We start from the raw sequence: 25065 nt of genomic DNA, 5'->3' as shown, positions 1-25065 counted from the left end.
GGGACCTACCTCCGGGGTGGTTCGAGGGGCAGCCGCAGCTGCAGGGGGCGCGGCGGCCGTGGGGGTACGTGTGCGGCGGGAGTGCGGAGGGGCAGTGGCCGTGACTGTGGTGCTGCCGAGGGGAAGGCAGGCGGTGGAGTGGCCCGCCGGGTGGGGGAGCCGGGCGTAGGCGTGGTTGTGCATTCGGCATGGATCGGCAGCGACGTCTGTGTTGGTCGGGCCGCCCGGGGTGGGATGCGCTCGGTGGTGACAGGGCAGGCGAGTTGCCGGATCCGACGGGGCGGGCTGGGACGAAGTACGAAACGGGGACCTGTCGGTGTACGGCTGAGAGGGGCGGAGCGTGGGCCGGGACGTAGAGCAGCCTGGACGCCGGAAGTAGTACCTGAGGGAGTCCGTGAGGACGCGTTGGCGATGGCCGTCGCCGGAAGTGCCCCGCCTGCTGCCGGGGCTGTCGGTGCCGGTGCCGACCGGCCACCGGTGGCGGTTCGCGCCTGGGAACGTCCTGAGGAGGAACCACCGCGGGGAAGCAACGTTCGTCGCGAACCACCTCTCCTGCTCCCCGGCCCTGTTGCAGAGGGCCGACCGCCACCGCCGCCCCCACCTGGACCAGGACGTCCCCCGCCACCCGCCGGCCCTCCACGGCCTGGCCCGAGTCCCGCTGCGCCGCCTCCGCCGGGCCGGCGCCGTAGAAGGCTCATGCCGGGCACGTAGTGGTCCATGAGCCGGTACAGCGCCAGGTGCTTGAGCACCCGTACGGCAGAAGGTGCATGGGGGCTGTGGGCGGGGGTGCCGCGCAGGATGACTTGCATGGTCCAGCCGGGGATCTTGAACAGCACCCAGAACAGGCCGAGTCCGGCGAGCAGCGTGCCCAGCTGGTCGGCCTTAGGGATGCCCAGCGTCGAGGCACCTGGAGCGAAGAACAGCCGGAGGGCGAGAACGAACGTGATCGACTGCGCGACCTGAATGACCAGGCACCCGGCCAGGGCCCGCCACCACAGCCGTGCGATCGGATCGGTCAGCGGGTGGGCGTGGCAGGCGAGAGCGAGGGGTCCGCAGACGGCCACCAGTGCCAGTACCGCGGCCCGCACCATGAAGCCGATCATCACCGCCAGCAGCAGCGCGATCATCATGATCGCCAACAGCAGCAGATACAGCTTCAGCCCGGCCACCTTGAACAGGGCGAACGGCAGGACGCGTTCGACCATGCCCTGCCCGGCGTCGGCAAGATCGGTGGCCATGATGGCGTGGGCGAGGGCGTTGGACAGAATGACAGCCTTGCTCATCACGGTCAGCGAGCTGGTCGCCGCGACGATTCCCAACAGCAGCCGGGGGAGAATCTGTTTGAGGGCGTAGCGGGTCTGGACGGTCTCGTAGCCCATGACGGTGATGCCGCCGGCGGTCACGAACAGCACGTAGATCCCGACCGTGATCCCCAGCGTGGCTTTCCACAGGCGTTTGACGTCGGCGTGCTGGGTGACGTCGGGGGTCGCCAGCAGGGTGTCGGCCAGAAACTCGCGGAGCGGTTTCATGACCTGCTCGATCAGCGTGCCCAGGAACGAGGTGATCGCGTTCACGATCATCCCGGGGAAGTCGGGGAGCAGATCCCAGCCCGAGGAGGTGTCCTTGACGCACTCGCGCCCCTCGGCCTCGCACGCCGAAGGCGTAGGCCCCGGCTTCGGCTCAGGGGACGACGGCCGCGAGGGCGGTGCAGGCTGCTGCGAGGGCGGTGAAGGCTTCGGAGACGGACGGCCCGGTGTGGAGGTCGGCCCGGGCACGGGGTCAGGTTTCGGTGAGAGGGAAGGTGGCTTCGGAGCGGTGGCGGTGGGGCCGGGGGCGGGCTGGGGCGGCTCCGGAGCTGCGGGCGCCCGAGCGGCTGCCGCCGCGTAAGCCGTTCTCGGCGCGGCGTTCTGCGGGGACAGTGCTACGGGGGTGAGCACTGCCAGGATGCAGAGAGCGGGCACGGCCCGCGTGAGGCGCCTGGCGCGGTTCACTTTCCTTCACCGCCGCCGACGCCGACGATGTGCTGCAACACGGTGACCAGAGCAGGGGCCAGGACCGCCAGCCCGTACCCGATAGCCGCGGCCTTCAAGGCCCTCTTCGCGGACTCGACTTCACCCGGGTCGCCCCCGGCCATCAGGTATCGCAGGCCGCCGAAGGTCAGAAAGAGCGTGGCGAGTCCGGACAGGATGCCGACGACCCAGTTCCGCAGATTCTTGATCACGGTGGGAATGTCCGCGACCGCCCAGACACGGGGCGAGTTCGCCAACAGCACCAGCGCAGCGCCCGCCGTGACGAAGGCGAACCGGGTCACCCAGCGGCCCTTCGTGCGGCTTGGCCTCCGGTATGGCCGGCGAAATCTTGCGAGCATGGCGGACGCCCTCCAGCAGACACAACACGGCACGGGAAAAGCGGATCGTCGAAGTGCGACGCGACCAGGCGCGACCAGGCGCATCGCAGGGGGTTCGTGCGGTGTGGGGTGAACACGGAACCTGTCCCGGGGCCGTCCTCCTTGAGGCGGTGGGAGCAGGGGCTCGGGTGTCAGCACGAGACGGTGCGTTCACCCCACACGGCAACGACCTGGCAGCAGCCCCGGAAGGGGGCCTGTGCCGGGGACCGTCACCGCCGGGTGCGTGGTGCGCATCCGGTTTGCGACGTTCACTGGTAATAGGGACTTGTGACCCCGAAAACTGACATCGCTGGCCGAAAGTCCCCCAGATGCCTCAGGGTTACTGCCCACGCATCTGGTGGCGCAGATAGGAAGCCAGCTGCTGCTCGGCAGCAGCACGGTGGCGATAGAGCTGACGCACGCTCACACCCCGCTCATCCGCCAGACGCTGCATCGGCTCACCGTCCAGCCGCGTACGGGCAATCAGCTGCGCCTCCGCGACACCCACAGCACCGGCGCTGACCGCACGCACCAACACCGCGTACTCGTCCTCCGCCTCACCACTCCCAACCTCCGGGGAGGCGGCCCGACAGGCGGTCCGCGCCGTCGACTGGGTGAGACGGCCGAGGTGAACAGCTTGGTGCGTCTCCTGCTCGATGCGGCGCCGAGCGGCATACACCAGCCGGTTCACCGCCCGGTCGGCCGCCGCGAACAGCTCCCGGGCAACGTCCGCGGTGCCCGCATCCACGGTGGACACGGCAGAGGTGACGGCGGCCAGGGCCTCCTGCTCGACCTCGGCACGCTCCACGTGGGCGGGACAGGCCAGGCGAGCCAGCATCCGGCGCAGCACCGGAACCGTCATCCCCACGGCCACGAGGTCCCACGGATCGCCCAGACGCTGAGCCCGTCGCACCACCTCACACCAGGTCAGCTGACGCAGCGTCGGCGAAGTGGCGGCGTGGGCAAGGCGGGTGCGGATCTGGTCAACGGGAAGCACAGGCTGCTCCGGCTCCTCACACACCAGATGAGCCGGCAGCGTGAGCGGCTGGGCCGCAGTGGCAAGCGCGAGGAAGGACTCCTCCAACGCCCGCAGAGGTGAGCGGCCTGCTGAACGCGTACAGGTAGTGCGTCGGACGGTGGGGCGGGAGGTGTGGTGGGGGTGCATGTGCGGCTCCTTGCGGGAGTGGCGATCACTGTCGCCGCAAGCCCTCTCACCCCTCCGCGCCACTCACGGTCCTCCCGCGCACCAGCACCGGGCGATTGCCGAGCCACTGGCCCGGCATGTGCGATGGCCCGCCGCTGGACCACCCCACATGACCAGCACCATCCCGGTGCCCCATCGCCCGACAATCGAACACAAAGAATTTTCGGGCTGTGCTGGCGGAGGCCACCGCCTCGGCCAGGACTGGCTCGGCAGTGGCTCGCAGGTGGCCCGCCACTGGTTCATATGTCCGGTGGCAGCGGCTGTGCCATACGTGCTTCGCTCATCTTCTCCGCGCTGGCGACCCGTGTCGGCTTTCTGTCACTCCGGCCAGCGCCATGTCTGTTCGGGGAAGCCGTCGACGATGGTGGTGAGTGTGTCGACCATGGCCAGGAGGTCCTCGTAGGTCTTGCGTCCGTACGTCCACCCGATCATGCGGTTTCCCTCGATGCGCCAGCCCAGCCGGGCGTCGTGCATGAGTCGCTCCATGGCGTGCGTGTTGATGAGGGCGGCGAAATCGTGCTCCATCGAGTAGTGCCGGACCAGGTGGGTGCCGAGGTTCGGCAAGTACGTGTAGCTATTCGACGAGTGCGGAAGTGCCCGGCGCTTCCCATCATTGGTATCCCACAACAGCAGGCGGCTGGTGAAGCCAGTGGCCGGGAGAGCGCGGGGCAGGGGGAGCACGGCCACGGAGTACGTCCGCGAGGCCGCTGCCCCACTTCCTGTTAGGCGCCCCCATGCCAGGAGGTGGAACATGCTTACCTCCCGGCCGTTCACGCCGCCCCGCAGGTGGTCGCGAATGGCGAGGCCACCCGGCCCGAGGCTGAACGGGTAGCCGCCATGCTCGAACGTGGCGAGGTACTCCTGATCCTTTGCGTGGTAGCACCAGGCCGGGTCATTGCGGAAGCGTTTGATGCTCTTGCGTACCTCGAACACGGTGGTTCAGCTGTCCAGTTCAGAGTTGGCGGCGTTGCCGGCGCCGTAGAGAATGCCGTCGACGGGGACCTCCTGCCAGGCGGGGAACGACTCGCGACTGGTGGCACGGCGTTCGCCATCGCCGACGTTGACCTTTTCACCCAGGTGGTTCGCGCCGCCGGCAGCGGCTCCGGCGCCGCCGCTGAACGCCGCATCCCACAGGATGTCCTTGTGCTGCCCCTGGGCGATGTCCACTCCGTCCGCTGCGGCCTGCCCGCCCGCACTGCCCAGCCCGCCCATGGCGATCTTGCCGGGCAACTGGTCGTCGTCCAGAGCTGCGGCGAGTTTCTTGCCCGGTGCCCACGCTTGCCCATGCTCGCCGGCGGCTTGCGCCCAGCGGCCTACCTTTGGCGCCAGCTGCCTCCCGGCTGTGGAGATTCCTGTGCCCGCGACCGCGGACACGGCGGCGTCCTGGAGGTCCTGGCCCCACGTGACCTTCTGCCCGGTGGCCCACTGCCCGCCGACATTGCCGATGAAGTTGGCGTCCATGCTCTTGCCGAACTCGAAGCCGAACTTCAGCAGCTTGCTGCTGTTCATCGCCGTCCTGATCTTCTCCATCACCTCGGCAACCTTGATCAGGAGTTGCCCGAGTCGGGTGACCTCGCCCGCCGCCTCGGCGACTTCCGCGGCTGCCGCTCCGGCCGCGACAGCGTCGGAGAAGCCGCCGGTCAGTACCGTCAGGCCGATGCCGATCGCCACCGTCGCGGCGATCTCTTCGGCCACCCGGTGGACCTCGTCGTTGGCCTTCTTGATGGCATCCGCGGTGTGTTCCAGTTGCTGGGCGACGGTTTCGAAGTGCGGCAGCGCCTTCTCCACCTGGCCCTTGGTGTGGTTCCAGTGGGCGTGGAAGGCGTCGGCGGCGGCACCGGTCCAGTTGTCGCCGAGCCGGGACCTCATGGTCCTGGGTCTCGATCGTGCTCTTCAGATCGTGGGCCATGCCCCGCCACGCCTCGGCACAGGCCTGTAGCACCGACGGGTCCCCGCCGGGGTTGAACAGGTCGAAGCTCTTCTCGATCTGCGGCTGCTGCTCCTGCTGCTGACCGGCCATGTCACTTCCCCCCGAACTGCTGCGCCTGCGCGGCATCGGATGCCTGGTACGTGGCGACGGTGCGCTGCAGACCCTCGGCGTAGTGCTGCAGTCCGGTGCGTAACTGCTGCAGGGCGGTCACGGTGTGGCGGGTCATTTCCACGTACTGGGAGAGGGTCTCGGTGGACTCGGACATCACGCCGAAGGCGTCGTTCACGTTCTCCGCGCGTGAGGCGAAGGCGCTGATGCGGTTATCGAGGTGGTCGGCGGAGGCAGTGAAGTCCTTGCCGAGAGCCGTGACCGGCTCGGGGTGGATCGAAAAGTGCTCGTGCGCCATCGCTGTCCCCGTGGAGATGTCGTGTGTGATCGGTATGCCCAGGGAGCGTAGGCAGACAGGCATCGCTGATCGGATGCGTAAGGCATGGATTTCACGGGCCCCTAACGCGATCCAGACGTTCCCGGACAAGCTCCTGGTGCAGCCCGGGCTGGCTCACACAGAGCGAGCACAATCATCGGTGCCAGCAATCGTGGCCTGGTTCCGACGACCGTGAGCACCACTCCGGTGGCCCATCGCCCTGAATCGAAAACGAAGAATTTTCGGGCTCTGCTCCCGGAGATCACGGCCCCGCCCAGCACTGGCTCGCAGGTGGCTCGCCACTGGCTCGACCGGCCACTGACCTGTGCGAAGCCGACCAGCCGTTCAAGCCGAGCCTCAGTCGACGCATTGGGCCGGTGGTCGCTCGATGGATTCGAACACCCCAGCGGTGATGACAATTCCGGGCCGTCGTTTCCCTATCACTTACGTCAGCACCAGACGGCTTGGAACCCGTTCCCGGGCGCCACCCGCCGATGTCCACAAACCGCCGCCGCGCCGAAAGCGCTGTACGCCGCCGCACTCCCCGCCCGCTGCCGACCACCCTCTGGCTCCCCGCCCCCGACCAGCCCGACGCCGTCCCAGCCCCCGGCACCGTGCTGCCGCCCTGGGCGATCGAGAAGATCCGCACCGAGTTCACCAACCGCCCCGGCCAAGCCCCCGCGCCGCTGCTGAAGCTCTCCGTCCCGGACGCCGAGCCGGGCATGGACGCCCGCACCCCCGTCATCACCTACACCGACGGCTCGCCCAGTCGGCTGTCGATGCTGCTCGCCGAACTCCACCCCAACGCTCTGCCCGCCCCCACCGACGGCCTCCCCGGGACCGTCGGCGAGATGCCCAGGGCCATGGACGAGGGCTGGGCCGGCTTCTTCCACCGTGCCCACCGGCTCCTGCCCGCCGACGGGCTGCTGTTGCTGGCCACCCGCCAGCGCCGCGACGACGACGCCGGCCTGACCGACCCGCTCGGCTCCCTCATCGCCTGCGCCCGCACCGCCGGCTTCCGCTACCTCCAGCACGTCATCGTCGCGCACGCCCACCCCGCCGCGGATCACCTCGTCCCCGACCCGCCTGCCGACGCCGACCCAGGCGTCCTCCACAGCGACCTTGTCGCCCTGACAGCGATCCACGCCTGATGAGCAGCGAGGAGTTCCCAGTGCCCCGTTACGACTCGGTGTGGAACACCGCCCCCACCTCTGCCCCCGCCCAGCGCAAGGGCCGCTACGTCCCCGGCTCGGCGGCCCACCCCGCCAAGATGCACCCCGGCATCGCCGCCCACGCCATCGCCACCTACACCCGCCCCGGCGACCTCGTCCTCGACCCCATGTGCGGCATCGGCACCACCCTCGTCGAAGCCCTCCACCTCGGCCGCAACGCCCTCGGTGTCGAGTACGAACCCCAGTGGGCCACCCTCGCCTCCCTCAACGCACGCGCCGCCGCACAAACAAGCGGCACCGGGACCGGAATCGTCCGCTGCGGAGATGCCCGACGGCTCACCGACCTCGCCCCCGCCGACGCCCGCGGTGAGGTGGCTCTCGTAGTCACCTCACCTCCGTACGGACCCAGCGTCCATGGACAGGTCCGTTCCACTCGCGAGACCGGCGAACGCGGCGTCGTCAAGAAGGACTTCCGCTACAGCCAGGACCCCACCAACCTCGCCCATGTCTCCACCGACCGGCTCCTGGTCGCCTTCACCGAAATCCTCGCGCGGTGCTGCCAGATGCTCCGTCCCGGCGGCACCGCCGTCGTGACCACCCGCCCCTGGCGCGAACGCGGCGAATTGATCGATCTCCCCTCCGCCGTCCTCGCCGCCGGCAAAGCCGCAGGACTCCTCCCCACCGAACGCTGCGTCGCCATGCTCGCCGGCATCCGCAACAGCCGCTTGGTCACCCGCCCGTCGTTCTTCCAGATGAAGAACGTCCGCGATGCCCGCCGACAGGGCATCCCCCTGTCCGTGGTCCAGCACGAAGACGTGCTCGTCTTCACCAAGCCAGGGAAGGCCCGGAGTTCATACGAACCGAAGGATGGTTGGGGCGAACCCGAGGGTTCAATGCACTCAGCCCCACGGGCCTCCTTCCGCTCCCGCACCTGCGGGCGGAGGGACCACCACGGTGGCCACTGACGTTCCTCTCGGGAGTCTTTCCGTGGGATCGGCGGCCTGGACCTTGGTGTCCAGGCCGCCCTGGGCAGACACATCGGATGCCGGGGCCTTGCAGTCGCCGGCCCCGCTCCGGACTCGCCGCTGGCACCTGCTGCAGCCCTCGGCATCCCCGCACCACCACCCGCGGCGGTACGACGTGCGAGCCGGAGCCGCCCGGTGAACACCCCGCCCTTCCCCCACGTCAACACAGAAGATCGCGGCCTTGACGACCGGTCCGAGACGGAGCGTCCATGGTCGTCGGCCACCGGCAAACGACCGACCACCAGGGGCGTTCCGCCAGAACGGCGCCCGCGGGAGCGGCCGTTGCAGGTGACCGTGCAGTACGTCGCGATCGACGGCGACGACGGCGAGGCCCTCCAGCAGCGCCAGATCACCGCGATCCGCCGGGCCCTGGCCTGGCTCGCTTCCCATCCGGAGAGCGATGACGACACAGCTGACAAAGCCACCGAATAACGGTGGTCTCACGGCAGCCGATTGACAGAAAGGTACGCGTTGGAATGTCCACGGACAGGGCTCCGATCCTCGCCTTCACTCCCTCCCCACCCGGCATGCCGTGGTCACCGATCGAACCGGACCGGCCGGCACCGCAGACCACGGTGCCGGTCGCCTGGCTGGGCCGCACCTCCACCGAGGACGCCCAGGATCCGACGCTCTCCCTGCCCCGCCAGCTCCGTAACGCCCGCGCGGCCCTCCCACCCGGCTGGGTGATCGTCGCCCACTTCTACGACGTCGAATCCGGCCGCAAAGACATCGCCATGCGCGGACACAGCCGCGCCCACGAAAGCTTCAACATCCCGATCCCCAGAGACGGGGGCATCTCCGACCTCCTCGCAGAAGCCAAGAACCCCGACCGGCGCTTCGCCGCCGTCATCTGCGAGTCGATCGAACGCGTCGCCCGCCGCACCTACTTCGGCACGAAGATCGAGTACGAGCTGGAGCAGACCGGCGTCGCGCTGTGTGCCGCGGATGAACCGATCCTCACCGACAGCCGCGCCAAACGCGCCACACCGACGCTCACCCGCCGCGTCAAGCAGGCCGTCTCCGAGTGGTACGTCCTGCAGATGCTGGAGCTGTCCTGGGACGGCTTCATCCAGCACATCGAGCAGGGCTGGAACATCGGCAAACCGCCCTACGGCTACCTCGCCGAGCGTGTCCCGCACCCCGTGCCCGCCAAGCGTGAACAAGGGCTCACCAAACACCGCCTCATCCCCGACCCGCAGCGCGCGCACGTCGTCACCGAGATCTTCCGGATGCGTGTTCTGCGGAAACTCGGCTACGCCCGCATCGCCGCCGAGCTGAACACCGACCTGCACAAGTATCCGCCGCCCCGGCCCAATCGAGCCGATACCACCAAGCACCGCTGGACCGCTTCCGCGGTCCGCTCCATCCTGGAAAACCCCAAGTACACCGGCTACCAGGTCTGGAACCGCAAGGCCCGCAAGAAACGCGGCAACCGCGCCAACCCCGTCAGCGAATGGATCTGGTCACCCAGACCCACCCACGAACCCCTCGTCACCCGACAACTCTTCGCTGCCGCCTGGCCCGGCGCCTCCGCCCACCCCGGCGTCAAGAAGGAACGAGCGGCCCGCGCCGCCGCGGCCTCCGCGGACCGCTCGTACGTCCTACGCTCCTATCTTTTCTGCACGCTCTGCGAACACCGGATGTACGGCAAGGCCAGCAAGGGGCGTTCCTACTACGCCTGCCAGCCCAAGAAGGACCAGCACCAGGACGCCGACTGGTACGCCGCCCACCCCAAGGCCGTGTGGATCAGCGAGCGAGCCATGCTCGAAGCCATCCACACCTTCTTCGAAGACCGCATCTTCGGCCCCCAGCGCCGCCCACTCCTCGAAGCGGCCATGACCACAACAGCGACAGCCACCGGCCCCGACCGGTCAAACGACATCCAGCGCCTCCAGAACGAGGCGGACAGCCTCGCCCGCCGCAAGGAGCTCCTCCTCGACCAGCTTGCGAGCCCGGACGAGGGTGACGGCGATCCCGAAACTGCCGCCGAATTCCGCAGAGGCATCCGGAAACGCTTCGACGCACTGGAGCACGAGCGCCGGGAGACCCTTGCCCGACTGGAGACTTTCCGCGCGGAAGCGGCGCCGGAAGGGCCGGGCGACCTCGATCTCCTCGAAGTGATCCCGCAGCTCGGCTTCCGGTTCGCCAAGCTCCCGGACGCGCTGCAACGCGAGATCTTCGACGCTTTCCGGCTCCGCGTCCGCTACGACGGCCGTGACCGCAGCGTCCAGCTGGAAGCCACGATTCTGGCGGCCATCGCCCCCGATCTCGCCGAAATCGGTGAACGGGCGGCGATCGCCGCCCGGGCTGTTGACCAGCCCATAAGGGAGCGCCCCCGGCAGGACTCGAACCTGCGGCCAAGCGCTTAGAAGGCGCCTGCTCTATCCACTGAGCTACGGGGGCCGGTGGTGGGTGTGGATCACGGACCGCGGACCAGGATAGAGGCCCGGGTGCCTCGTCCCGGTTGCTTCACCTCCGTGGCACGTTGTGGAGGTTCGGTGAAGCGATCCCGATAATCGCAGGCAGGTACGAATCCTGCACGGCTTTTGGCGCCTCGTGCGGCGGGTGTTGTGCACTCGTTATGCCTGAGTCTTGAATGTTACGAAAATACCAAATGCCACCTTTGTTGTTCCGTGGGAGTCCGCGCCGCGCACACAAGGGTCTATACGCTTCAAAAACCTAACGAAATTGGGCATTCTTCACATGTGGTGACCTTGGATGTAGGACCCCGGCTGATCGACGCACTGTCCGCACTGCGTGACCGCGTCGATGCCGCGCGATTTCCCCTGCCGCTCGGGGGCGCCGCCCGCGCCCGGCGGGACCGGGCCGAACTGCTCTCCCAGCTCGACGACTATGTGATGCCCCGCCTGCGCGCCCCTAAGGCCCCTCTTCTCGCGGTCGTCGGCGGCTCCACCGGGGCGGGCAAGTCCACCCTGGTCAATTCGTTGGTGGGGCGGCGGGTCTCCGAGGCGGGGGTGCTGCGGCCCACGACGCGTACGCCGGTGCTGGTGTGCCACCCCGACGACCACCTCTGGTTCGCCGGGCAGCGGGTGTTGCCCGGTCTCAGCCGGGTGTGGGTGCCCGAACAGGACGGCGGCGACGACGGCGAGCGGGACGACGGCGGGGAGAACGGGCACGGCGGGGGGCGCGGCCCGGCGGCGGACGAGTCCGGGGCGCCGACCGTGCGGATCGAGACGGACCCCGCGCTGCCCAGCGGGCTGGCACTGCTCGACGCCCCCGACGTCGACTCCTTGGTGGCCGGCAACCGCGAACTGGCCGCCGAGCTGATCTGCGCGGCCGACGTCTGGGTACTGGTCACCACCGCCGCCCGGTACGCGGACGCGGTGCCCTGGCATCTGCTGCGCACCGCCAAGGAGTACGACGTCACGCTGGTCACCGTCCTGGACCGGGTACCGCACCCGATCGCCGCCGAGATCTCGGGGCGGTACGCGGAGCTCCTGCACCGGGCCGGGCTCGGCCACGTACCCCGTTTCACCATCCCCGAACTGCCCGAGTCCGCCGGCGGAGGCCGCGGACTGCTGCCCGCCACCGCCGTCGCCGGCCTGCGCGAGTGGCTCGAACGGCACGCCCAGGACCCCGCCGCCCGTAGCGCCGCCGCGGACCGGACCGCCACCGGCGTGATCGCCTCGCTCCGCAGCCGGATGCCCTCGCTGGCCGGCGCCGCCGCCGCACAGCACGCCGCGGCGCTGCGGCTGGCCGGCCGGGTCGAGGAGGCGTACGAGGAGGCCGCGGCGCGGGTGCGGCGCGAGGTCGCGGCCGGGGAGGTCCTGGCCGGCGACGCCCGCGCCCACTGGCACGCGCACGGCCTCGGCGGCCGCCCCGACGAACTGCTGGACGCGCTCACCTGCGGGCTCACCGCGCTGCTGGCCTGTGCCGTCGAGGAGGCGGACGAGCGGGCCGCGGGCGCCTGGCGGCGGGACCCCGCGGCGGCCGAGATGGCGGCGAACGCGGCGGACGGGGCCGCGGGCGCCGCCGGCCGGATCGGCGTGATCGTCCGGCGCTGGCGGCGCTGCCTGGAGGAACTCGCCGAGGAGGAGGCCCGGGAGACGCGCGGCGGCCAGGCCGGTGAACGGGCCGACCCGGTGAACGTGGAGGAACCGGCGGCCCTGCTGGCCACCGCACTGCTCGGCGGGCGCCGGGCCCGTACGGCCGGGGAGAACCTCGCCGACCTGTTGGGGGCGCAGAGTGCGCTGCGGCTGTGCGACCAGGGAACCCGGCTGCTGACCAGGTACCTGCAGTACGCCCTGGACGGTGAACGGGAGCGCCGGCTGGCCCCGTTGGACCGGCTGACGGTGCCGCCGGACCAGCAGGCGGAACTGATCGCCGCGCTGTCCGTGGTGCAGCGGGAGCAGCGCCGGCGACGGCCGGTGACGGAGTGGGAGACGGAACGGGCGCGCGGGCGCGCGGCGGCGGATCGGTGTGGGAGAGAGGCAGTGACCGGGTGACGGAGTCCGAGCGGCGACGGGCGGAGACGGGGACCGACGAGGGCGGGGAGGGGGTGGTGACCTGGGCCGACGGGGCCTGGGACGACGGGGTGATCGCGCGGCGGGCGCGCAGCGAGGAGCGGATGGACGGCAACGACCCGCGGGAGGACGGCGGATGGGGGAACGGTGATCGGGAGAACGGTGGAGGGGACAGCGGTGGACGGGAGAGCGGGGGGCGGGAGGACGGGGCGCCGGCGGCAGCGGAGGTCGACGAGGTGGACGCCGTGCTGATGGCCATGGCCATGGCCAACGCCGAGGCCGGTGCGTCTGCCGGCGCGTCTGCCGGCGCGGAGGGTGCGGGCGCTGAGAGGGATGGCGTTGCGGGTGGCGGGGGTGGGGCTGGTGCGAGCGGCGGGGCTGTCCGTGGGCGAGTGGTCCGTGGGGCAGGTGGGGGAGCGGTTGCCTGGGCGGGACGGGGCAGCGGTACCGGGACCGGGAACGGAGTCGGCGACGGCCCCGGAGTCGGCCCCGGAGGCGGAACCGGAGTCGGCCGCGGGGACGGAGCCGGGGCCGTCGCGGGCGTCGAGGACGAGATCGTGGGGTGCGGGCCCGGATACAAGTGGGTGCCCGGTGAGGCGCGGCGGGCCGCGGAGGTGGGGCTGCGTCCCCGGTTGGAGGCGTTGCGGGAGCTGATCGCGCTGTCCCGGAGCCGGCTGGACGGGACGGCGCTGGACGAGGCCGGGCGGGTGCTGGAGGCGGCCGACGAGCGGTACCGGCTGTCCGGGGAGCACACCGTCGTCGCCCTGGCGGGCGCGACCGGCAGCGGCAAGTCCTCGCTGTTCAACGCCCTTGCCGGGGCGCCCCGTTCGGAGGCCGGGGCGCGCCGCCCCACGACCGCCGAACCGGTGGCCTGCGTCTGGTCGGGCGGCCGGCCGGGCGCGGAGGGCCTGCTGCGCCGCCTCGGGGTCCCGGTGCACCGCCGCCACACCCCCGCGCAGGGCAGCCCCGAACTGGCCGGGCTGGTCCTGCTCGACCTGCCCGACCACGACTCGTCGGCCATCGGGAACCGCGAACAGGTCGACCGGCTGCTGAAGCTGGTGGACGCGGTCGTCTGGGTGGTCGACCCGGAGAAGTACGCGGACGCGGTGCTCCACGAGCGCTATCTGCGGCCGCTGGCGGGCTACGCCGAGGTCACCTTCGTGGTGCTCAACCAGGTGGACCGGCTGCCCGGTGACGCCGCCGACCAGGTGGTGGACGACCTGCGCCGGCTGCTGGACGAGGACGGGCTGGCGCTGGGCGAGCACGGGGAACCGGGGGCGACGGTCCTGGCGCTCTCCGCGGCGACCGGCGAGGGGGTGGCGGAACTGCGGGAGACGCTGGGCCAGTTCGTCGCGGAACGGGGCGCGGCGGACCGCAGACTGACGGCGGACGTGGACACCGCGGCGGAGCGCCTGCGGACGGCGTATGTCGCCGACAGGCGGGTGGGCCTGACCGAACGGGCCCGGGAGGAGTTCGACGACCGGCTTGCCGAGGCGGTCGGGGCGGTGGCCATCGGGCGGGCCGCGGAACGGGACTGGCTGCGCCTCGCCGCGCGGGCGTGCGGCTCGCCGTGGTCGCGGCTGCGGTCCCGGCGGAAGGCCCGCCGGACGCGGCGGCGGGGTACGACGGCGATGACCGGCGGAGACGGCCTCGGGGCGGGGGCGGTGCGGATCGCCGCACCGCGGACGGGAGCCGGAGCCGGGCCCGCGGACGCCGGACCGGCCGGATCCGAATCCACCCGTTCCGAATCCACCCGTTCCGGACGTACTCGTTCCGGACGTACTCGTTCCGGACGTACTCGTTCCGGACGTACTCGTTCCGGGCGTGGTCGTTCTGGGCGTGTTCGTTCCGGGGACGAGGCCGCCGGGGCCGTGCCCGTACGCTCGGTGGCCGCCGGGTCCGTGCGGGGCGAGGACGGGCGGGCGGCCGCGCGGCCGGTGGTGGAGCAGGCGGTCCGGACCGTGGCGGGCGAGGCCGCGCTGGGGCTGCCGATGCCCTGGGCGCAGGCGGTGCGGGAGGCGGCGGGGCGGGGCGCCGAGGGGCTGCCGGAGGCGCTGGACGCGGTGGCGGCCGAGGCCGAGGCGGCGCTGCGGCGCGGGCCGGACGCGAGACCGCGGTGGTGGACGGTGGCGGCCGCGGTGCAGGGGCTGCTGTTCGTCCTTCAGGTGGTCGGCGTGTTGTGGCTGCTGGGCGCCGTGACGGGAGTGACGGATGCGGCGGAGTGGCTGTCCGGGGTGCTGCCGGCGGTCGTGGGCTCGGTGGGCGGCCCGGTGCTGACCTGGTTGTGCGGGATGGTGGCCCGCGGCCCGGCCCGGCGGTACGGGCAGGAGGCCGAGCGAGGGCTGCGGGGAGCGGCGGCCGGGTGCGGCCGGGCGCGGGTGCTGGAGCCGGTGGCCGCCGAACTGCTGCGGTACCGCGAGGTGCGGGAGCGGTACGCGGTGGCGTCGGGCGTGTGAGCCGGGAGGCGAGGGGACGGGAAGCGAGGGGACGGGCGGCGGACGGAACGCCGTCCGTCCCCTCGTCCGGGTGACGGAGTTTTCCACAGGCGGCCGTTCGTCCACAGCCCGCCGCGGCCGGCGCCCGTGTCCGTGCACGATGGGTTCTGCGAAGCACGGCGCGCAAGGGCCCGGCGCAATGCCGTGCAAAGCGATCGACCTGAATCAATCGACCTGGATCAACGACCGTGCATGGCAAGGAGGTTGACTCCACGAAAGCCCGGCTAAGAGGACACGGACGCGGGTGCGGATGCGGATACGGATATGGATGACGTGCGGGGAAGTCTCGCGAGCGGAAGCCGCGCACAGGAAGTCACGCACCGAAGTCGCTTACTGACATAGAAGCACCGAAGAAGAAGCAGGGCCGGAGTGCCGGAACACAGGGCCGGCGCGCCGGAATACCGAAGCGCGGAAGGCGAAGTGCCGAAGAGGCGAAGCGCCCTGGAAGGCGTGAACGTGGCGACGTGCTGAAGCGACGCACTGAAGCGACGTCATAAAAGAGGGAGCGGGGGAGTCATTCATGAACGACACGATGGTGACGCTGGTGGGGAACGTGGCCACGGCGGTGGAGCACCGGGAGACCGCGGCAGGGGTATCGGTGGCGCGGTTCCGTATGGCGGCGACCTCGCGGCGGTGGGACAGGGCGCGGGAGTGCTGGACGGACGGGGAGACGAGTTTCTACACCGTGCGGTCCTGGCGGGCGCTCGCGGACAACGTTGCGGCCTCGGTGGCGGTCGGGGAACCCCTGGTCGTCCAGGGGAGGTTGCGCGTGCGGGAGGGGGAGCAGCCGCCGGAGAAGGGCGGTCAGCGCTGGTTCTCGGCGGAGGTCGACGCCCTTGCGATCGGCCACGATCTCGCGCGCGGCACCTCGGCATTCCGCCGGGTGACGAAGGCGCGGAAAGCGGGGGAGGGGAGTCGGTCGGCGGGGGAAGTGGGCGGGGAACCGCGGACGTTGAAGGAAGTTGAATCAGGTACGAACGTGGTATTGGCGGGCGGGCCGGAACGGCCGGCGGGTGTTCCGGCGGGGAGTGCGGCCCCGACCGGCAATTCGCCCCAGAAGGTATCTGTGCCCTGAAAACGTCCAGAGATTTGTCGATAATGTCGGTACACCCTGCGCGTATTCGGTAACGATTGCGATTCGGATCGCTTATGGGGCGCCATTACCGGGGACCCTGATGCGCTCGCTCCATAAGATCCGACGAGTACTCACGGGGGCTGACCAGGCTGACCAGTTCGGCCGTTGAGTTCTTGGGATCTTTCCGGCGAGGCGACCTCTCCAGCCGACCGCCTCGCCCAGAGGGGAAATCATGCTTTCGATGAAGGGGCGGGGCGCAGCCCGCCTTGCCGCCGCGGTCGTGGCCTCCGGCCTCATCGCGGCGGGCACGATAGCCACCGCGGGTACCGCCGTGGCGGACGACCCGGCCGCATCGCACGGGGGCGCCACCGCGACCCTCGGCGGTCTGAAGACCTTCGACCAGGCCGTGGTGCACGGTAACGGAGGGGACCAGCGCGTCGGCGCCGGCCTCTTCGAGATGTCGGTGGACAACGGCGGCACGCTCCAGACGTACTGCATCGACATCCACAACCCGACGCAGCAGCAGGCCCGCTACCAGGAAGTGCCCTGGAGCGCCTCGTCGCTGCACGACAACGCGGACGCCGGCAAGATCCGCTGGATCCTGCAGAACTCCTACCCGCAGGTGAACGACCTGGCCGCGCTCTCCGCGAAGGCGGGTGCCGGGCAGCTGAGCGAGAAGACCGCCGCGGCCGGCACCCAGGTCGCGATCTGGCGCTTCTCCGACCACGTCAAGGTGGACGCGGTCGACCCGGCCGCCGAGAAGCTCGCCGACTACCTCGAGAAGAACGCGCAGAGCGTCTCCGAGCCCAAGGCGTCGCTGACCCTCGACCCGCCCGCGGTCTCCGGCAAGTCCGGCGGCAAGGTCGGCCCGGTCACCGTGCACACCAACGCCGACAGCGTCACCGTCTCCCCGGCGGCGGACGCGCCGGCCGGCGTGAAGATCGTGGGCAAGGACGGCAAGCCGGTCACCAGCGCCCACGACGGCAGCCAGCTGTTCTTCGACGTCCCCAAGGGGGCCGCCGACGGCACCACCTCGCTGACCGTGCAGGCCGCGACCAAGGTCCCGGTCGGCCGCGCGTTCACCGGCATCGGCGTGCACGCCAGGAGCCAGACCCAGATCCTGGCCGGCTCCAGCGAGTCCACGGTCTCCGCGGCCGCCACGGCCTCCTGGAAGAAGCAGGGCGCGATCCCGGCGATCACCGCGGAGAAGAACTGCGCCAAGGGCGGCGTGGACGTCACCGCGAGCAACAAGGGCGATGAGGCGTTCCGCTTCCAGCTGTCCGGCAAGGACTACGAGGTCGCGCCGGGCACGTCCAAGACCGTGACCGTCCCGGTCGGCGAGGACCAGCCGTACCAGATCACGATCACCGGTGCCGGTGGCTTCAAGAAGACCTTCTCCGGCGTCCTGGACTGCAAGACCACCGGCAACGGCGGCCAGCCCTCGCCGCACCCGAGCCCGGCCTCGGCCGGCGGCACCACCGGTGGCAGCAGCACCGGCGGTCACGGCACCGACCTCGCCGAGACCGGTTCCAGCAACGCCACCCCGGTGATCGCGGGCATCGCGGTCGTCCTCGTCCTGGTCGGCGGCGGCGCGGTGTTCTTCCTGCGCAAGAAGAAGACCGGGCAGTCCGCCTGAGCAGGCGGTCCTCGTGACCGCCGGTGAGCGTGCCGTCGGCACGCCGTGAGCGGACGGTGACCCGAAACACCAGTCGAAGGCCCCGGAGCGTACTGTCCGCTCCGGGGCCTTCGCCGTCCGTCCTCCGGAACCCGTTTCCGTCCGAGGACGCCGGTACGGCAAGATGGGGTGTATCTGCCCTCGCGCGGCCACGCCGCACCACGGCCCACGCGGCGGAGCCACCCAGACCACCTGATAGATCCAAACTGGCGGACGGTTTCTCTTGGCTGAGTACATCTACACGATGCGCAAGGCGCGCAAGGCGCACGGCGACAAGGTCATCCTCGATGACGTGTCGCTGAGCTTCCTGCCGGGCGCGAAGATCGGTGTCGTGGGTCCCAACGGCGCCGGCAAGTCCACGGTGCTGAAGATCATGGCCGGTCTTGAGCAGCCGTCGAACGGTGACGCCTTCCTCGCGCCGGGCTACACGGTCGGCATGCTCATGCAGGAGCCGCCGCTGGACGAGGCCAAGACGGTCCTGGAGAACGTCCAGGACGGCGCCCGCGAGACCATGGACAAGCTCAAGCGCTTCAACGAGGTCGCCGAGCTGATGGCGACCGACTACTCCGACGCGCTGATGGAGGAGATGGGCAAGCTCCAGGAGGACCTGGACCACGCCAACGCCTGGGACCTGGACACCCAGCTCGAGCAGGCCATGGACGCCCTCGGCTGCCCGCCCGGCGACTGGCCGGTCACCAACCTCTCCGGTGGTGAGCGCCGCCGCGTCGCGCTGTGCAAGCTGCTGCTGGAGGCCCCCGACCTGCTGCTCCTCGACGAGCCCACCAACCACCTCGACGCCGAGTCGGTGCAGTGGCTGGAGCAGCACCTGGCGAAGTACCCCGGCACCGTCGTCGCCGTCACCCACGACCGGTACTTCCTCGACAACGTCGCCGGCTGGATCTGCGAGGTCGACCGCGGCCGCCTCCACGGCTACGAGGGCAACTACTCCAAGTACCTGGAGACCAAGCAGACCCGTCTGAAGGTCGAGGGCCAGAAGGACGCCAAGCGCGCCAAGCGCCTGAAGGAAGAGCTGGAGTGGGTCCGCTCCAACGCCAAGGGGCGGCAGGCCAAGTCCAAGGCCCGTCTGGCGCGTTACGAGGAGATGGCCGCCGAGGCCGACCGGATGCGGAAGCTGGACTTCGAGGAGATCCAGATCCCGCCGGGCCCCCGTCTGGGCAACGTCGTCGTCGAGGTCGACAACCTCAGCAAGGCGTTCGGCGAGAAGGTCCTCATCGACGACCTCAGCTTCACGCTGCCGCGCAACGGCATCGTCGGCGTCATCGGCCCGAACGGCGCCGGCAAGACCACGCTGTTCAAGATGATCCAGGGCCTGGAGACCCCGGACTCCGGCGACATCAAGGTCGGCGAGACCGTCAAGATCTCCTACGTGGACCAGAGCCGCGAGAAGATCGACCCCAAGAAGACCCTGTGGGCCGTGGTCTCCGACGAGCTCGACTACATCAACGTCGGCCACGTCGAGATGCCCTCGCGGGCCTACGTCTCCGCGTTCGGCTTCAAGGGCCCGGACCAGCAGAAGCCGGCCGGGGTGCTCTCCGGCGGTGAGCGCAACCGCCTCAACCTCGCGCTCACCCTCAAGCAGGGCGGCAACCTCCTGCTCCTCGACGAGCCGACCAACGACCTCGACGTCGAGACGCTGTCCTCCCTGGAGAACGCGCTGCTGGAGTTCCCCGGCTGCGCCGTGGTCGTCTCCCACGACCGCTGGTTCCTCGACCGCGTCGCCACGCACATCCTGGCGTACGAGGGCAACTCCAAGTGGTTCTGGTTCGAGGGCAACTTCGAGTCGTACGAGAAGAACAAGATCGAGCGGCTGGGTGCGGACGCGGCCCGTCCGCACCGTGCGACGTACAAGAAGCTGACCCGGGGCTGACGCCGTGCGCCACCTCTACTCCTGCCCCCTGCGCTGGTCGGACATGGACGCCAACGGCCATGTCAACAACGCGGTGTTCGTCCGCTACCTCGAAGAGGCGCGGATCGACTTCATGCGCCGGCTGGCGCCGGGGGGCGGCAGTACGGCGTTCCAGGGCGGCTCGGTCGTGGCCCGGCACGAGATCGACTACCTGCGGCAGCTGGTGCACCGGCCCGAGCCGGTGACCGTCGAGCTGTGGGTGCGGAAGATCAGCGCCGCGTCGATGACGGTGGGGTACGAGGTGAAGGACGCGGACACGGTCTGTCTGCGGGCCTCGACCGTGGTGGTGCCGTTCGACTTCGCCGCGGGGCGGCCGCGCCGCATCACGGCGGAGGAGAAGGCGATCCTCAAGGACTATCTGGACGACGCCGCGCATCAGGAAGGGGCCGTCGGCGCATGACGGTGCTGCGGCTGGCCGACGCCGGGGAGGCAGCGGATCTCGCGGCCTTCCTCGCCCGGCTGATCCACTACGACCGCGGGGCGGCGGTACGGCTCCAGGCGGGCGGCGGGGTGCTGGCCGTCTTCGGCCGCCCGCCGTCCTTCGAGGTGCTGGCGATCCGGACCGCGCGGCTGGTGGGGGACGGCGGTGCCGAGGGAGTGGCCGGCGGCGAGGTCGGGCGGGGGCGTGTCGGTCACGGGCGCGTCGGTGGTCCGGCGCTCGATGTGACCGTTTCCGCGGGGGAGCTTCTCGAGGGCATCGAGGAGGCCGCGGGCCGTCTCGTCGTGCCCGCCGCGGTCACCGGGCCGCCGTGGGCCGGGGTGCTGCCGCCGCGGGGCGGCTGGACGCGGGTGCCCGGGTTGCCGTCCCCGGACGCGTTGCGGCGTGCGGTGGCCGCCGCGGTCGCCGAGTTCCGTGCCCGGGACGAGGCGTTGCCGCCGCAGCGGCGCACCCGGGACGAGCGGGACCGGATCGGCCGGGAGATCTGGTCGCGGACGCTGGGCGACACGGAGCTGCCGTTGCGGGCGGTGCATGCGGCGCAGGCGCTCGGGTTTTTGCGGGGGGTGGTGCCGGCGGTCCCGGCGGGGGCCGGGGGCGGTGTGGCGGCGGCCGGGGCGGCGGTGCCGACGGCGGTTCCGGAGCCGGCGCTGCTGGCTGCCGGGGGGTGGCTGCGGCTGAGCACGCCGTATGGATCGGTTGCCGTGCGGGTGCGGCGGGCGGCGGGGGTGAACGGGTTGTCGGGGCTTACGGTTACGCCTGTGTGAGCGGCCGGCCCCTGACGGGGCGCCGTCGGGGTGCTTGTTTGCGGGGACCGTTCTGCGCGGTCCCCGTTTCTGTTGCGCGCTCGCCCTTGCGGGCTCGGTACCGCCCTGGGCTCGTCCTCAAACGCCGGACGGGCCGGATGTTGCGGGCTGGGGACGGGGGTCAGGTGGGCCGGGTGGGGGTGTCAGGGGGCGGGGTGTCGGGCCAGATGGTGAGGTGGTCGGGCTGTAGTTGGAGGAGGACGCGGTCGCGCAGGGCCAGGGCGGTGGTGTAGTCGGCGGGGAGTTGGAGGCGGCCGGCGCGGTCGAGGGTGGCGTACTCGCGGGCCACGACGGACTCCTGGCCGGTGGTGGCGTCGATTTCCGTGCGGCGCAGGACTTCCGAGGAGGTGCGTCCGTCGCGGATGGCGACCGTGCGGCGGACCTCGCCGGCCACCTTCTGGTCGTGGGTGACGATCACGATCGTCGTGCCCAGCTCCTCGTTGGCGGTGCGGAACGCGGCGAAGACCTGCTCGGCGGTGTGTGAGTCCAGTTCACCGGTCGGTTCGTCGGCGAGCAGGACGGACGGGGTGTTGGCCAGCGCGACGGCGATGGCGGTGCGTTGGGCCTCGCCGCCGGAGAGCTGGTGCGGGCGCCGGTCGCGGCAGTGGGTGAGGGCGAGGAGGGACAGCAACTCCTCGGCCGCCCTGGTGCGTTCGGCGCGGCGGCGGCCGCCGCGCAGCTGCATCGGCAGGGTGATGTTCTGCAGGGCGGTGAGGTAGGGGAGCAGGTTGCGGGTTGTCTGCTGCCAGACGAAGCCGACGATGTTGCGGCGGTAGTCGAGGCGGGTGCGGGCGTCCATCGTGAGCAGGTCGCGGCCGGCGACGCGGGCCGCGCCGGCGGTCGGGACGTCGAGCCCGGCCAGGATGTTCATCAAGGTGGACTTGCCGCTTCCGGACGCGCCCACCAGCGCCAGCAACTCGCCCTCGGCGACCAGCAGATCGAGCCCCTGGAGGGCCTGGACCTCCACCCCGTCGGCGGTGAAGACGCGGACCAGACGGTCGCACGCGATGAGGGCGTCGTGACCGTAGGCGGGGCGGGTGCGCCGCGCGGCGGCACGCTGCTCCAGGTCGGTGAGGGAGGTGACGGAGGACGGGGGTGGGGCGGGGGGTGGTGGTGAGGGGGGCGGGGTGTCCTCGGGGTGGGGTGGCATGGGGTGGCTCCCGTCGGAGTGGGGGCGTGCTGCGGTGGGTTTGTTGTGGGTGGGGTGGCGTTTTGGTTCGTTGGCGGGAGGTGGGCCCGTCACCCGGACTCGTGGGCCCGCAACTCTGCTGCGTCCGTGTGGCGTTGGGTTCTGTGGGAGTGGAGGAGGGCGGTGGTGAGGGAGAGGGCGAGGAGAGTGGTGGAGGGGAGGAGGAGGGACGGGAGGTCGGGGTGGAGGAGTACGGGGGTGGTGGGGGTGGGGGACGAGGTCAGGGGGAGAGCCAGGGGCGTGAGGTCGGTGGCGGGGCCGAGGAGGTGGAGGGTGGCGGCGCCGGTGAGGGCACCGCCGAGGGTGGCGAGCAGGGTTTGCGGGAGGGCTTCGAGGACGAGGAGGCGGCGGGCCTGGGGCGCGGGGAGGCCGAGGGCGCGGAGGCCGGTGAGGAGGCGGGTGCGTTCCGGGGCGGTCTGGAGGTGGGAGAGGAGCAGGGCCAGCAGCGCGAAGCCGGCGCCGGCGACGACGGCCGCGGTGTAGAGGCGTTCGGCGCCCTGCTGGAGGGGGGAGTCGGCGAAGCGGGCGCGGGTGGTGGAGCGCAGTGTGAGGCGGGTGGGGAGGCTCGCGGGGGTGTGGGCCCGGATGGTGGCGCGGAGGGCGGTGGGGTCGAGGGAGGGGCCGGAGAGCAGGACGACGGAGGGGGCGGTGGCGGGGTCGGCGTAGGTGTCGGGGTGGAGCCGCGCCACGCTGCGGGCGTCGACCACGACGAAGTCGCCGCCGGGCTGGGCGGGGGTGTCGCGGCGCACCAGGGCGGGGCGGACGACGAGTTGGCCGAACTCCGGTTCCAGCACCATCGGGGCGTTTCCGAAGCGGGTGCGGATGCCCGGGGAGACCAGGGCCGGCAGCGGGCGGTCGTCGCCGGGGTCGGCCAGGGCGGTGGCGTCGAAGGCACCCAGGCCGGTGGTGCGGGCGAGCCGGGCGTAGGCGTCGGCGTCGGCGATGACGAGGTAGAGGGGCGGGCCGTTGTCGTCGGCGGGCTGGGTGCTCAGGCGGAGCGGGACGGCGTCCCGGATGCCGGGGACGGTCGTCAAGGACCTCAACAGGGCTGCCGGGAGCGGCTTTTCGGCGGTCAGGCGGGCGTCCGCGCCGACCGCGGTCAGCGCGGCGCGGTCGCGGGCCGCGGCGACCCCGGCGAGCACCGAGCCGCCGAACGAGGCGGTGGTCAGCGCCACGAGGACGGCGAGCAGCGGCAGCCCGGCGGCCGGGGCGCGGCCGGCCCGGGCCAGCGCCAGGAAGCCGGTCAGCCCCCGGGTGCGGGCGGCGGGCCGGGCCGCCAGCCGCAGCGGCCACGGGTACAGCCGCATCAGGAGCAGCGCCGCGATCACCGCGACCAGTACCGGCGCCGCGCTGACCAGGGCGTCCACGCCGCCGGCGCCGAGGCCGCGGCGGCGCAGCGCCACGACCGAGGCCACCGACAGGGCCAGCACGGTGAGTTCGGCGATCGTGCGGCGCCGGGACGGCCGGCCGCCGACCAGGTCCGCGCGGGTCGCGGGGCGGGTGGTGCGGTGTGCGGCGGCGGCCCGCAGGGGGAGCGCGAGGGTGCCGAGCAGTCCGACGCCGGCCGCGGCGAACAGGGACGGCAGCAGGCGGTCGCCGGGGACGAGGAGGACGGCGAGGGCGCAGCCGGCGGCGGCCGCGGGCAGGGCCACCGTCGCGGTCTTTGCCGCCAGTCGTCCGGTCAGCCCGGCCAGGGAGGCGCCGCGGGCCCGTAGCAGCGCCAGTTCGCGGTGGCGGCGGTGGGCCGCCAGCGCGCCGGTCAGGAGGACGGCGATGCCGGCGACGGTGCCGATCCCGCACGCGGCCACCGCGACGATCGGCGCGACCGCGTCCCGGGTCCGCGCGGCGCCCTCCAGCAGGCCGTCCAGTCCGCTGTCCGCCAGTCCGCCGGGGCCCACCACCGCGCGGAGCCGGGTCAGGCCGGGGCCGTGCTGGAGGGAGCGCACCCGGTCCTGGAGCGCGGGGGCTTCGGTGGCGGTCAGGGTGCCGGCGTCCACCGGGTAGTGCCAGAACCGTTCCGGCCGCCCCTTGGTGGCCGGCAGCACCGGCGCGTCCTCGGGGGCGAGCAGCAGCGCGGCGCGCCACAGCTTCTGCGGCGGGGTGCCGGTGGCCGTCAGGGCGGGGGCGGTCAGGAGCGGGTCGAGCGCCCAGTACGGGCCGTCGGGGGAGCGGGGGGTGAGCAGCCCGGAGATCCGCAGGGTCAGTCCACCGAGGTGCAGGAGGCTGCCGGGGCGCAGGTGGAGGGTGTGGGCGGTGGTGACGGTGAGCGCCGCCTCCCGGGCGGGGGAACCGGGTGCGGCCGGGCGCGGGAGCCGGCCCTGGGTGACGGTGGCGTGCCGGGCGAGGTCGGAGAGCGCGTAGAGGGAGAAGGCGGGACCGGGGCCGTCGGGGCGGGGCAGTCCGGGGTCGGGGGAGGAGAGGGCGGCGGTGGTGCGGATGCCGTGGACGGCGTCGGCGGGGGTGATGCGGAGGGGAGCGGTGAACGTGGCACGGAGGGCCATGTCCTGACGGGTTGTCAGGAGCGGGGTGTAGTGGGCGGGGGTGGTGTCGAGGCGGTCGGCGGTGATCTCGATCGCCCGCTGCTCCGGTGGGGCGTCGGAGAGGGCCGCCCGGACGCCGCGGGTCTCGTAGGTGTCCACGCCGCGCGGGAAGGCCGCCGCGAGGAACGCGGTGACGAGTATCAGTGCGCCCAGTGCCAGCGCGGCCGGTCCGCCGGACGGCGTCGTCGTGCGTCGCAGCGCCCGCCGTAACACCCGCCGCAGTGCCCGCCGGGGTCCGCTCGGCGCCGCCCGGCCCGCCCCGGTCGGGCCAGCTGTCTTCGTACTCCGTCCGGCCAT

Annotated in this window: 20 protein-coding genes, 1 tRNA gene and 1 pseudogene; 11 read left to right on the top strand and 11 right to left on the bottom strand. The window is 71.7% G+C overall.

The genetic code is table 11. The features are described 5' to 3' along the window. Window positions 1-5: 5 nt before the first annotated feature. The 6 genes from B073_RS43990 to B073_RS0115190 form a co-directional block, all read right to left on the bottom strand. Window positions 6-1580: a hypothetical protein gene (locus B073_RS43990; protein ID WP_078508025.1), complete on the bottom strand. Its 1575-nt coding sequence runs from the start codon at window positions 1578-1580 to the stop codon at window positions 6-8. A gap of 407 nt (window positions 1581-1987) precedes the next feature. Beyond that, window positions 1988-2368, bottom strand: coding sequence for a pilin (locus B073_RS0115210; RefSeq protein WP_026247398.1), 381 nt, complete (start codon window positions 2366-2368; stop codon window positions 1988-1990). Window positions 2369-2726: 358 nt separating this feature from the next. Continuing rightward, entirely contained in the window at window positions 2727-3470 is a 744-nt protein-coding gene (locus tag B073_RS0115205; protein WP_018538940.1) for a hypothetical protein, read from the bottom strand. Window positions 3471-3908: 438 nt separating this feature from the next. Then, entirely contained in the window at window positions 3909-4523 is a 615-nt protein-coding gene (locus B073_RS0115200) for a hypothetical protein (protein WP_018538939.1), read from the bottom strand. A 6-nt stretch (window positions 4524-4529) separates the two neighbouring features. Beyond that, entirely contained in the window at window positions 4530-5378 is an 849-nt protein-coding gene (locus tag B073_RS40005) for a WXG100 family type VII secretion target (RefSeq protein WP_234025084.1), read from the bottom strand. Between the two features lie 233 nt (window positions 5379-5611). After that, on the bottom strand, window positions 5612-5926 hold the full coding sequence (locus B073_RS0115190; RefSeq protein WP_018538937.1) for a type VII secretion target: 315 nt from the start codon (window positions 5924-5926) through the stop codon (window positions 5612-5614). 512 nt (window positions 5927-6438) lie between these two features. Here B073_RS0115190 and B073_RS0115185 point away from each other — a divergent pair. From B073_RS0115185 to B073_RS46375, 3 genes are all read left to right on the top strand, one after another. Further along, a complete protein-coding gene (locus B073_RS0115185; protein ID WP_018538936.1) occupies window positions 6439-7095 on the top strand; it encodes a hypothetical protein in 657 nt (218 codons plus the stop codon). A gap of 20 nt (window positions 7096-7115) precedes the next feature. After that, the gene (locus tag B073_RS0115180; protein WP_018538935.1) at window positions 7116-8081 is read left to right on the top strand and encodes a TRM11 family SAM-dependent methyltransferase; all 966 of its coding nucleotides are present in this window, start codon (window positions 7116-7118) and stop codon (window positions 8079-8081) included. Window positions 8082-8423: 342 nt separating this feature from the next. Next, on the top strand, window positions 8424-8573 hold the full coding sequence (locus B073_RS46375; RefSeq protein WP_018538934.1) for a hypothetical protein: 150 nt from the start codon (window positions 8424-8426) through the stop codon (window positions 8571-8573). Between the two features lie 104 nt (window positions 8574-8677). On the opposite strand, the gene B073_RS47835 is transcribed toward B073_RS46375, so the two are convergent. Beyond that, window positions 8678-9478: a hypothetical protein gene (locus B073_RS47835; protein WP_234025083.1), complete on the bottom strand. Its 801-nt coding sequence runs from the start codon at window positions 9476-9478 to the stop codon at window positions 8678-8680. Here B073_RS47835 and B073_RS47830 point away from each other — a divergent pair. Next, window positions 9371-9598: pseudogene (locus B073_RS47830) on the top strand (recombinase family protein); the annotation flags it as partial. The gene B073_RS47835 and the pseudogene B073_RS47830 sit on opposite strands and share 108 nt — an antisense overlap. A 414-nt stretch (window positions 9599-10012) precedes the next feature. Here B073_RS47830 and B073_RS47825 read toward each other — a convergent pair. Together B073_RS47825 and B073_RS0115155 are read right to left on the bottom strand one after the other, a co-directional pair. Then, window positions 10013-10309, bottom strand: a complete 297-nt coding sequence (locus B073_RS47825) for a hypothetical protein (protein ID WP_026247394.1) — start codon at window positions 10307-10309, stop codon at window positions 10013-10015. Between the two features lie 162 nt (window positions 10310-10471). After that, a tRNA-Arg gene (locus B073_RS0115155) sits at window positions 10472-10544 on the bottom strand. Between the two features lie 311 nt (window positions 10545-10855). On the opposite strand from B073_RS0115155, the gene B073_RS0115150 reads away from it, so the two are divergent. From B073_RS0115150 to B073_RS0115120, 7 genes are all read left to right on the top strand, one after another. Continuing rightward, a complete protein-coding gene (locus tag B073_RS0115150) occupies window positions 10856-12607 on the top strand; it encodes a dynamin family protein (RefSeq protein ID WP_078508028.1) in 1752 nt (583 codons plus the stop codon). A gap of 281 nt (window positions 12608-12888) precedes the next feature. Continuing rightward, a complete protein-coding gene (locus B073_RS0115145) occupies window positions 12889-15081 on the top strand; it encodes a GTPase (RefSeq protein WP_086023793.1) in 2193 nt (730 codons plus the stop codon). A gap of 559 nt (window positions 15082-15640) precedes the next feature. After that, a complete protein-coding gene (locus tag B073_RS0115140; RefSeq protein WP_018538931.1) occupies window positions 15641-16195 on the top strand; it encodes a single-stranded DNA-binding protein in 555 nt (184 codons plus the stop codon). Between the two features lie 232 nt (window positions 16196-16427). After that, complete coding sequence (locus B073_RS0115135) at window positions 16428-17831, top strand: LAETG motif-containing sortase-dependent surface protein (protein WP_037811733.1); 1404 nt, start codon at window positions 16428-16430, stop codon at window positions 17829-17831. Window positions 17832-18093: 262 nt separating this feature from the next. Then, on the top strand, window positions 18094-19758 hold the full coding sequence (gene ettA, locus B073_RS0115130; RefSeq protein ID WP_026247393.1) for an energy-dependent translational throttle protein EttA: 1665 nt from the start codon (window positions 18094-18096) through the stop codon (window positions 19756-19758). A 4-nt stretch (window positions 19759-19762) separates the two neighbouring features. Then, window positions 19763-20197, top strand: coding sequence for an acyl-CoA thioesterase (locus tag B073_RS0115125; protein ID WP_018538928.1), 435 nt, complete (start codon window positions 19763-19765; stop codon window positions 20195-20197). After that, a complete protein-coding gene (locus tag B073_RS0115120) occupies window positions 20194-21000 on the top strand; it encodes a hypothetical protein (RefSeq protein WP_018538927.1) in 807 nt (268 codons plus the stop codon). Before B073_RS0115125 ends, B073_RS0115120 begins: the two co-directional genes overlap by 4 nt. Before the next feature lie 160 nt (window positions 21001-21160). Here the strand turns inward: B073_RS0115120 and B073_RS0115115 are convergent, their stop codons facing one another. Together B073_RS0115115 and B073_RS46370 are read right to left on the bottom strand one after the other, a co-directional pair. After that, complete coding sequence (locus B073_RS0115115; RefSeq protein WP_018538926.1) at window positions 21161-22189, bottom strand: ABC transporter ATP-binding protein; 1029 nt, start codon at window positions 22187-22189, stop codon at window positions 21161-21163. Window positions 22190-22278: 89 nt separating this feature from the next. After that, a complete protein-coding gene (locus B073_RS46370; RefSeq protein ID WP_158690131.1) occupies window positions 22279-25065 on the bottom strand; it encodes a hypothetical protein in 2787 nt (928 codons plus the stop codon).

Origin of the sequence: Streptomyces sp. MspMP-M5 (genome assembly GCF_000373585.1) — a bacterium.
Lineage (GTDB): Bacteria > Actinomycetota > Actinomycetes > Streptomycetales > Streptomycetaceae > Streptomyces.
The sequence above is the reverse complement of the archived record's forward strand: the minus strand, read 5'-3'. Positions and strand labels throughout refer to the sequence as shown.

Excerpts from the sequence above, each read along its gene's own strand:
- B073_RS43990 (WP_078508025.1), bottom strand. The coding sequence starts at position 1,580 with ATGATCGTGAACGCGATCACCTCGTTCCTGGGCACGCTGATCGAGCAG.
- B073_RS0115210 (WP_026247398.1), bottom strand. The coding sequence starts at position 2,368 with ATGCTCGCAAGATTTCGCCGGCCATACCGGAGGCCAAGCCGCACGAAG.
- B073_RS0115190 (WP_018538937.1), bottom strand. The coding sequence starts at position 5,926 with ATGGCGCACGAGCACTTTTCGATCCACCCCGAGCCGGTCACGGCTCTC.
- B073_RS0115185 (WP_018538936.1), top strand. The coding sequence starts at position 6,439 with ATGTCCACAAACCGCCGCCGCGCCGAAAGCGCTGTACGCCGCCGCACT.
- B073_RS0115145 (WP_086023793.1), top strand. The coding sequence starts at position 12,889 with ATGGCCAACGCCGAGGCCGGTGCGTCTGCCGGCGCGTCTGCCGGCGCG.
- B073_RS0115140 (WP_018538931.1), top strand. The coding sequence starts at position 15,641 with ATGAACGACACGATGGTGACGCTGGTGGGGAACGTGGCCACGGCGGTG.
- B073_RS0115135 (WP_037811733.1), top strand. The coding sequence starts at position 16,428 with ATGCTTTCGATGAAGGGGCGGGGCGCAGCCCGCCTTGCCGCCGCGGTC.
- B073_RS0115120 (WP_018538927.1), top strand. The coding sequence starts at position 20,194 with ATGACGGTGCTGCGGCTGGCCGACGCCGGGGAGGCAGCGGATCTCGCG.
- B073_RS0115115 (WP_018538926.1), bottom strand. The coding sequence starts at position 22,189 with ATGCCACCCCACCCCGAGGACACCCCGCCCCCCTCACCACCACCCCCC.
- B073_RS46370 (WP_158690131.1), bottom strand. The coding sequence starts at position 25,065 with ATGGCCGGACGGAGTACGAAGACAGCTGGCCCGACCGGGGCGGGCCGG.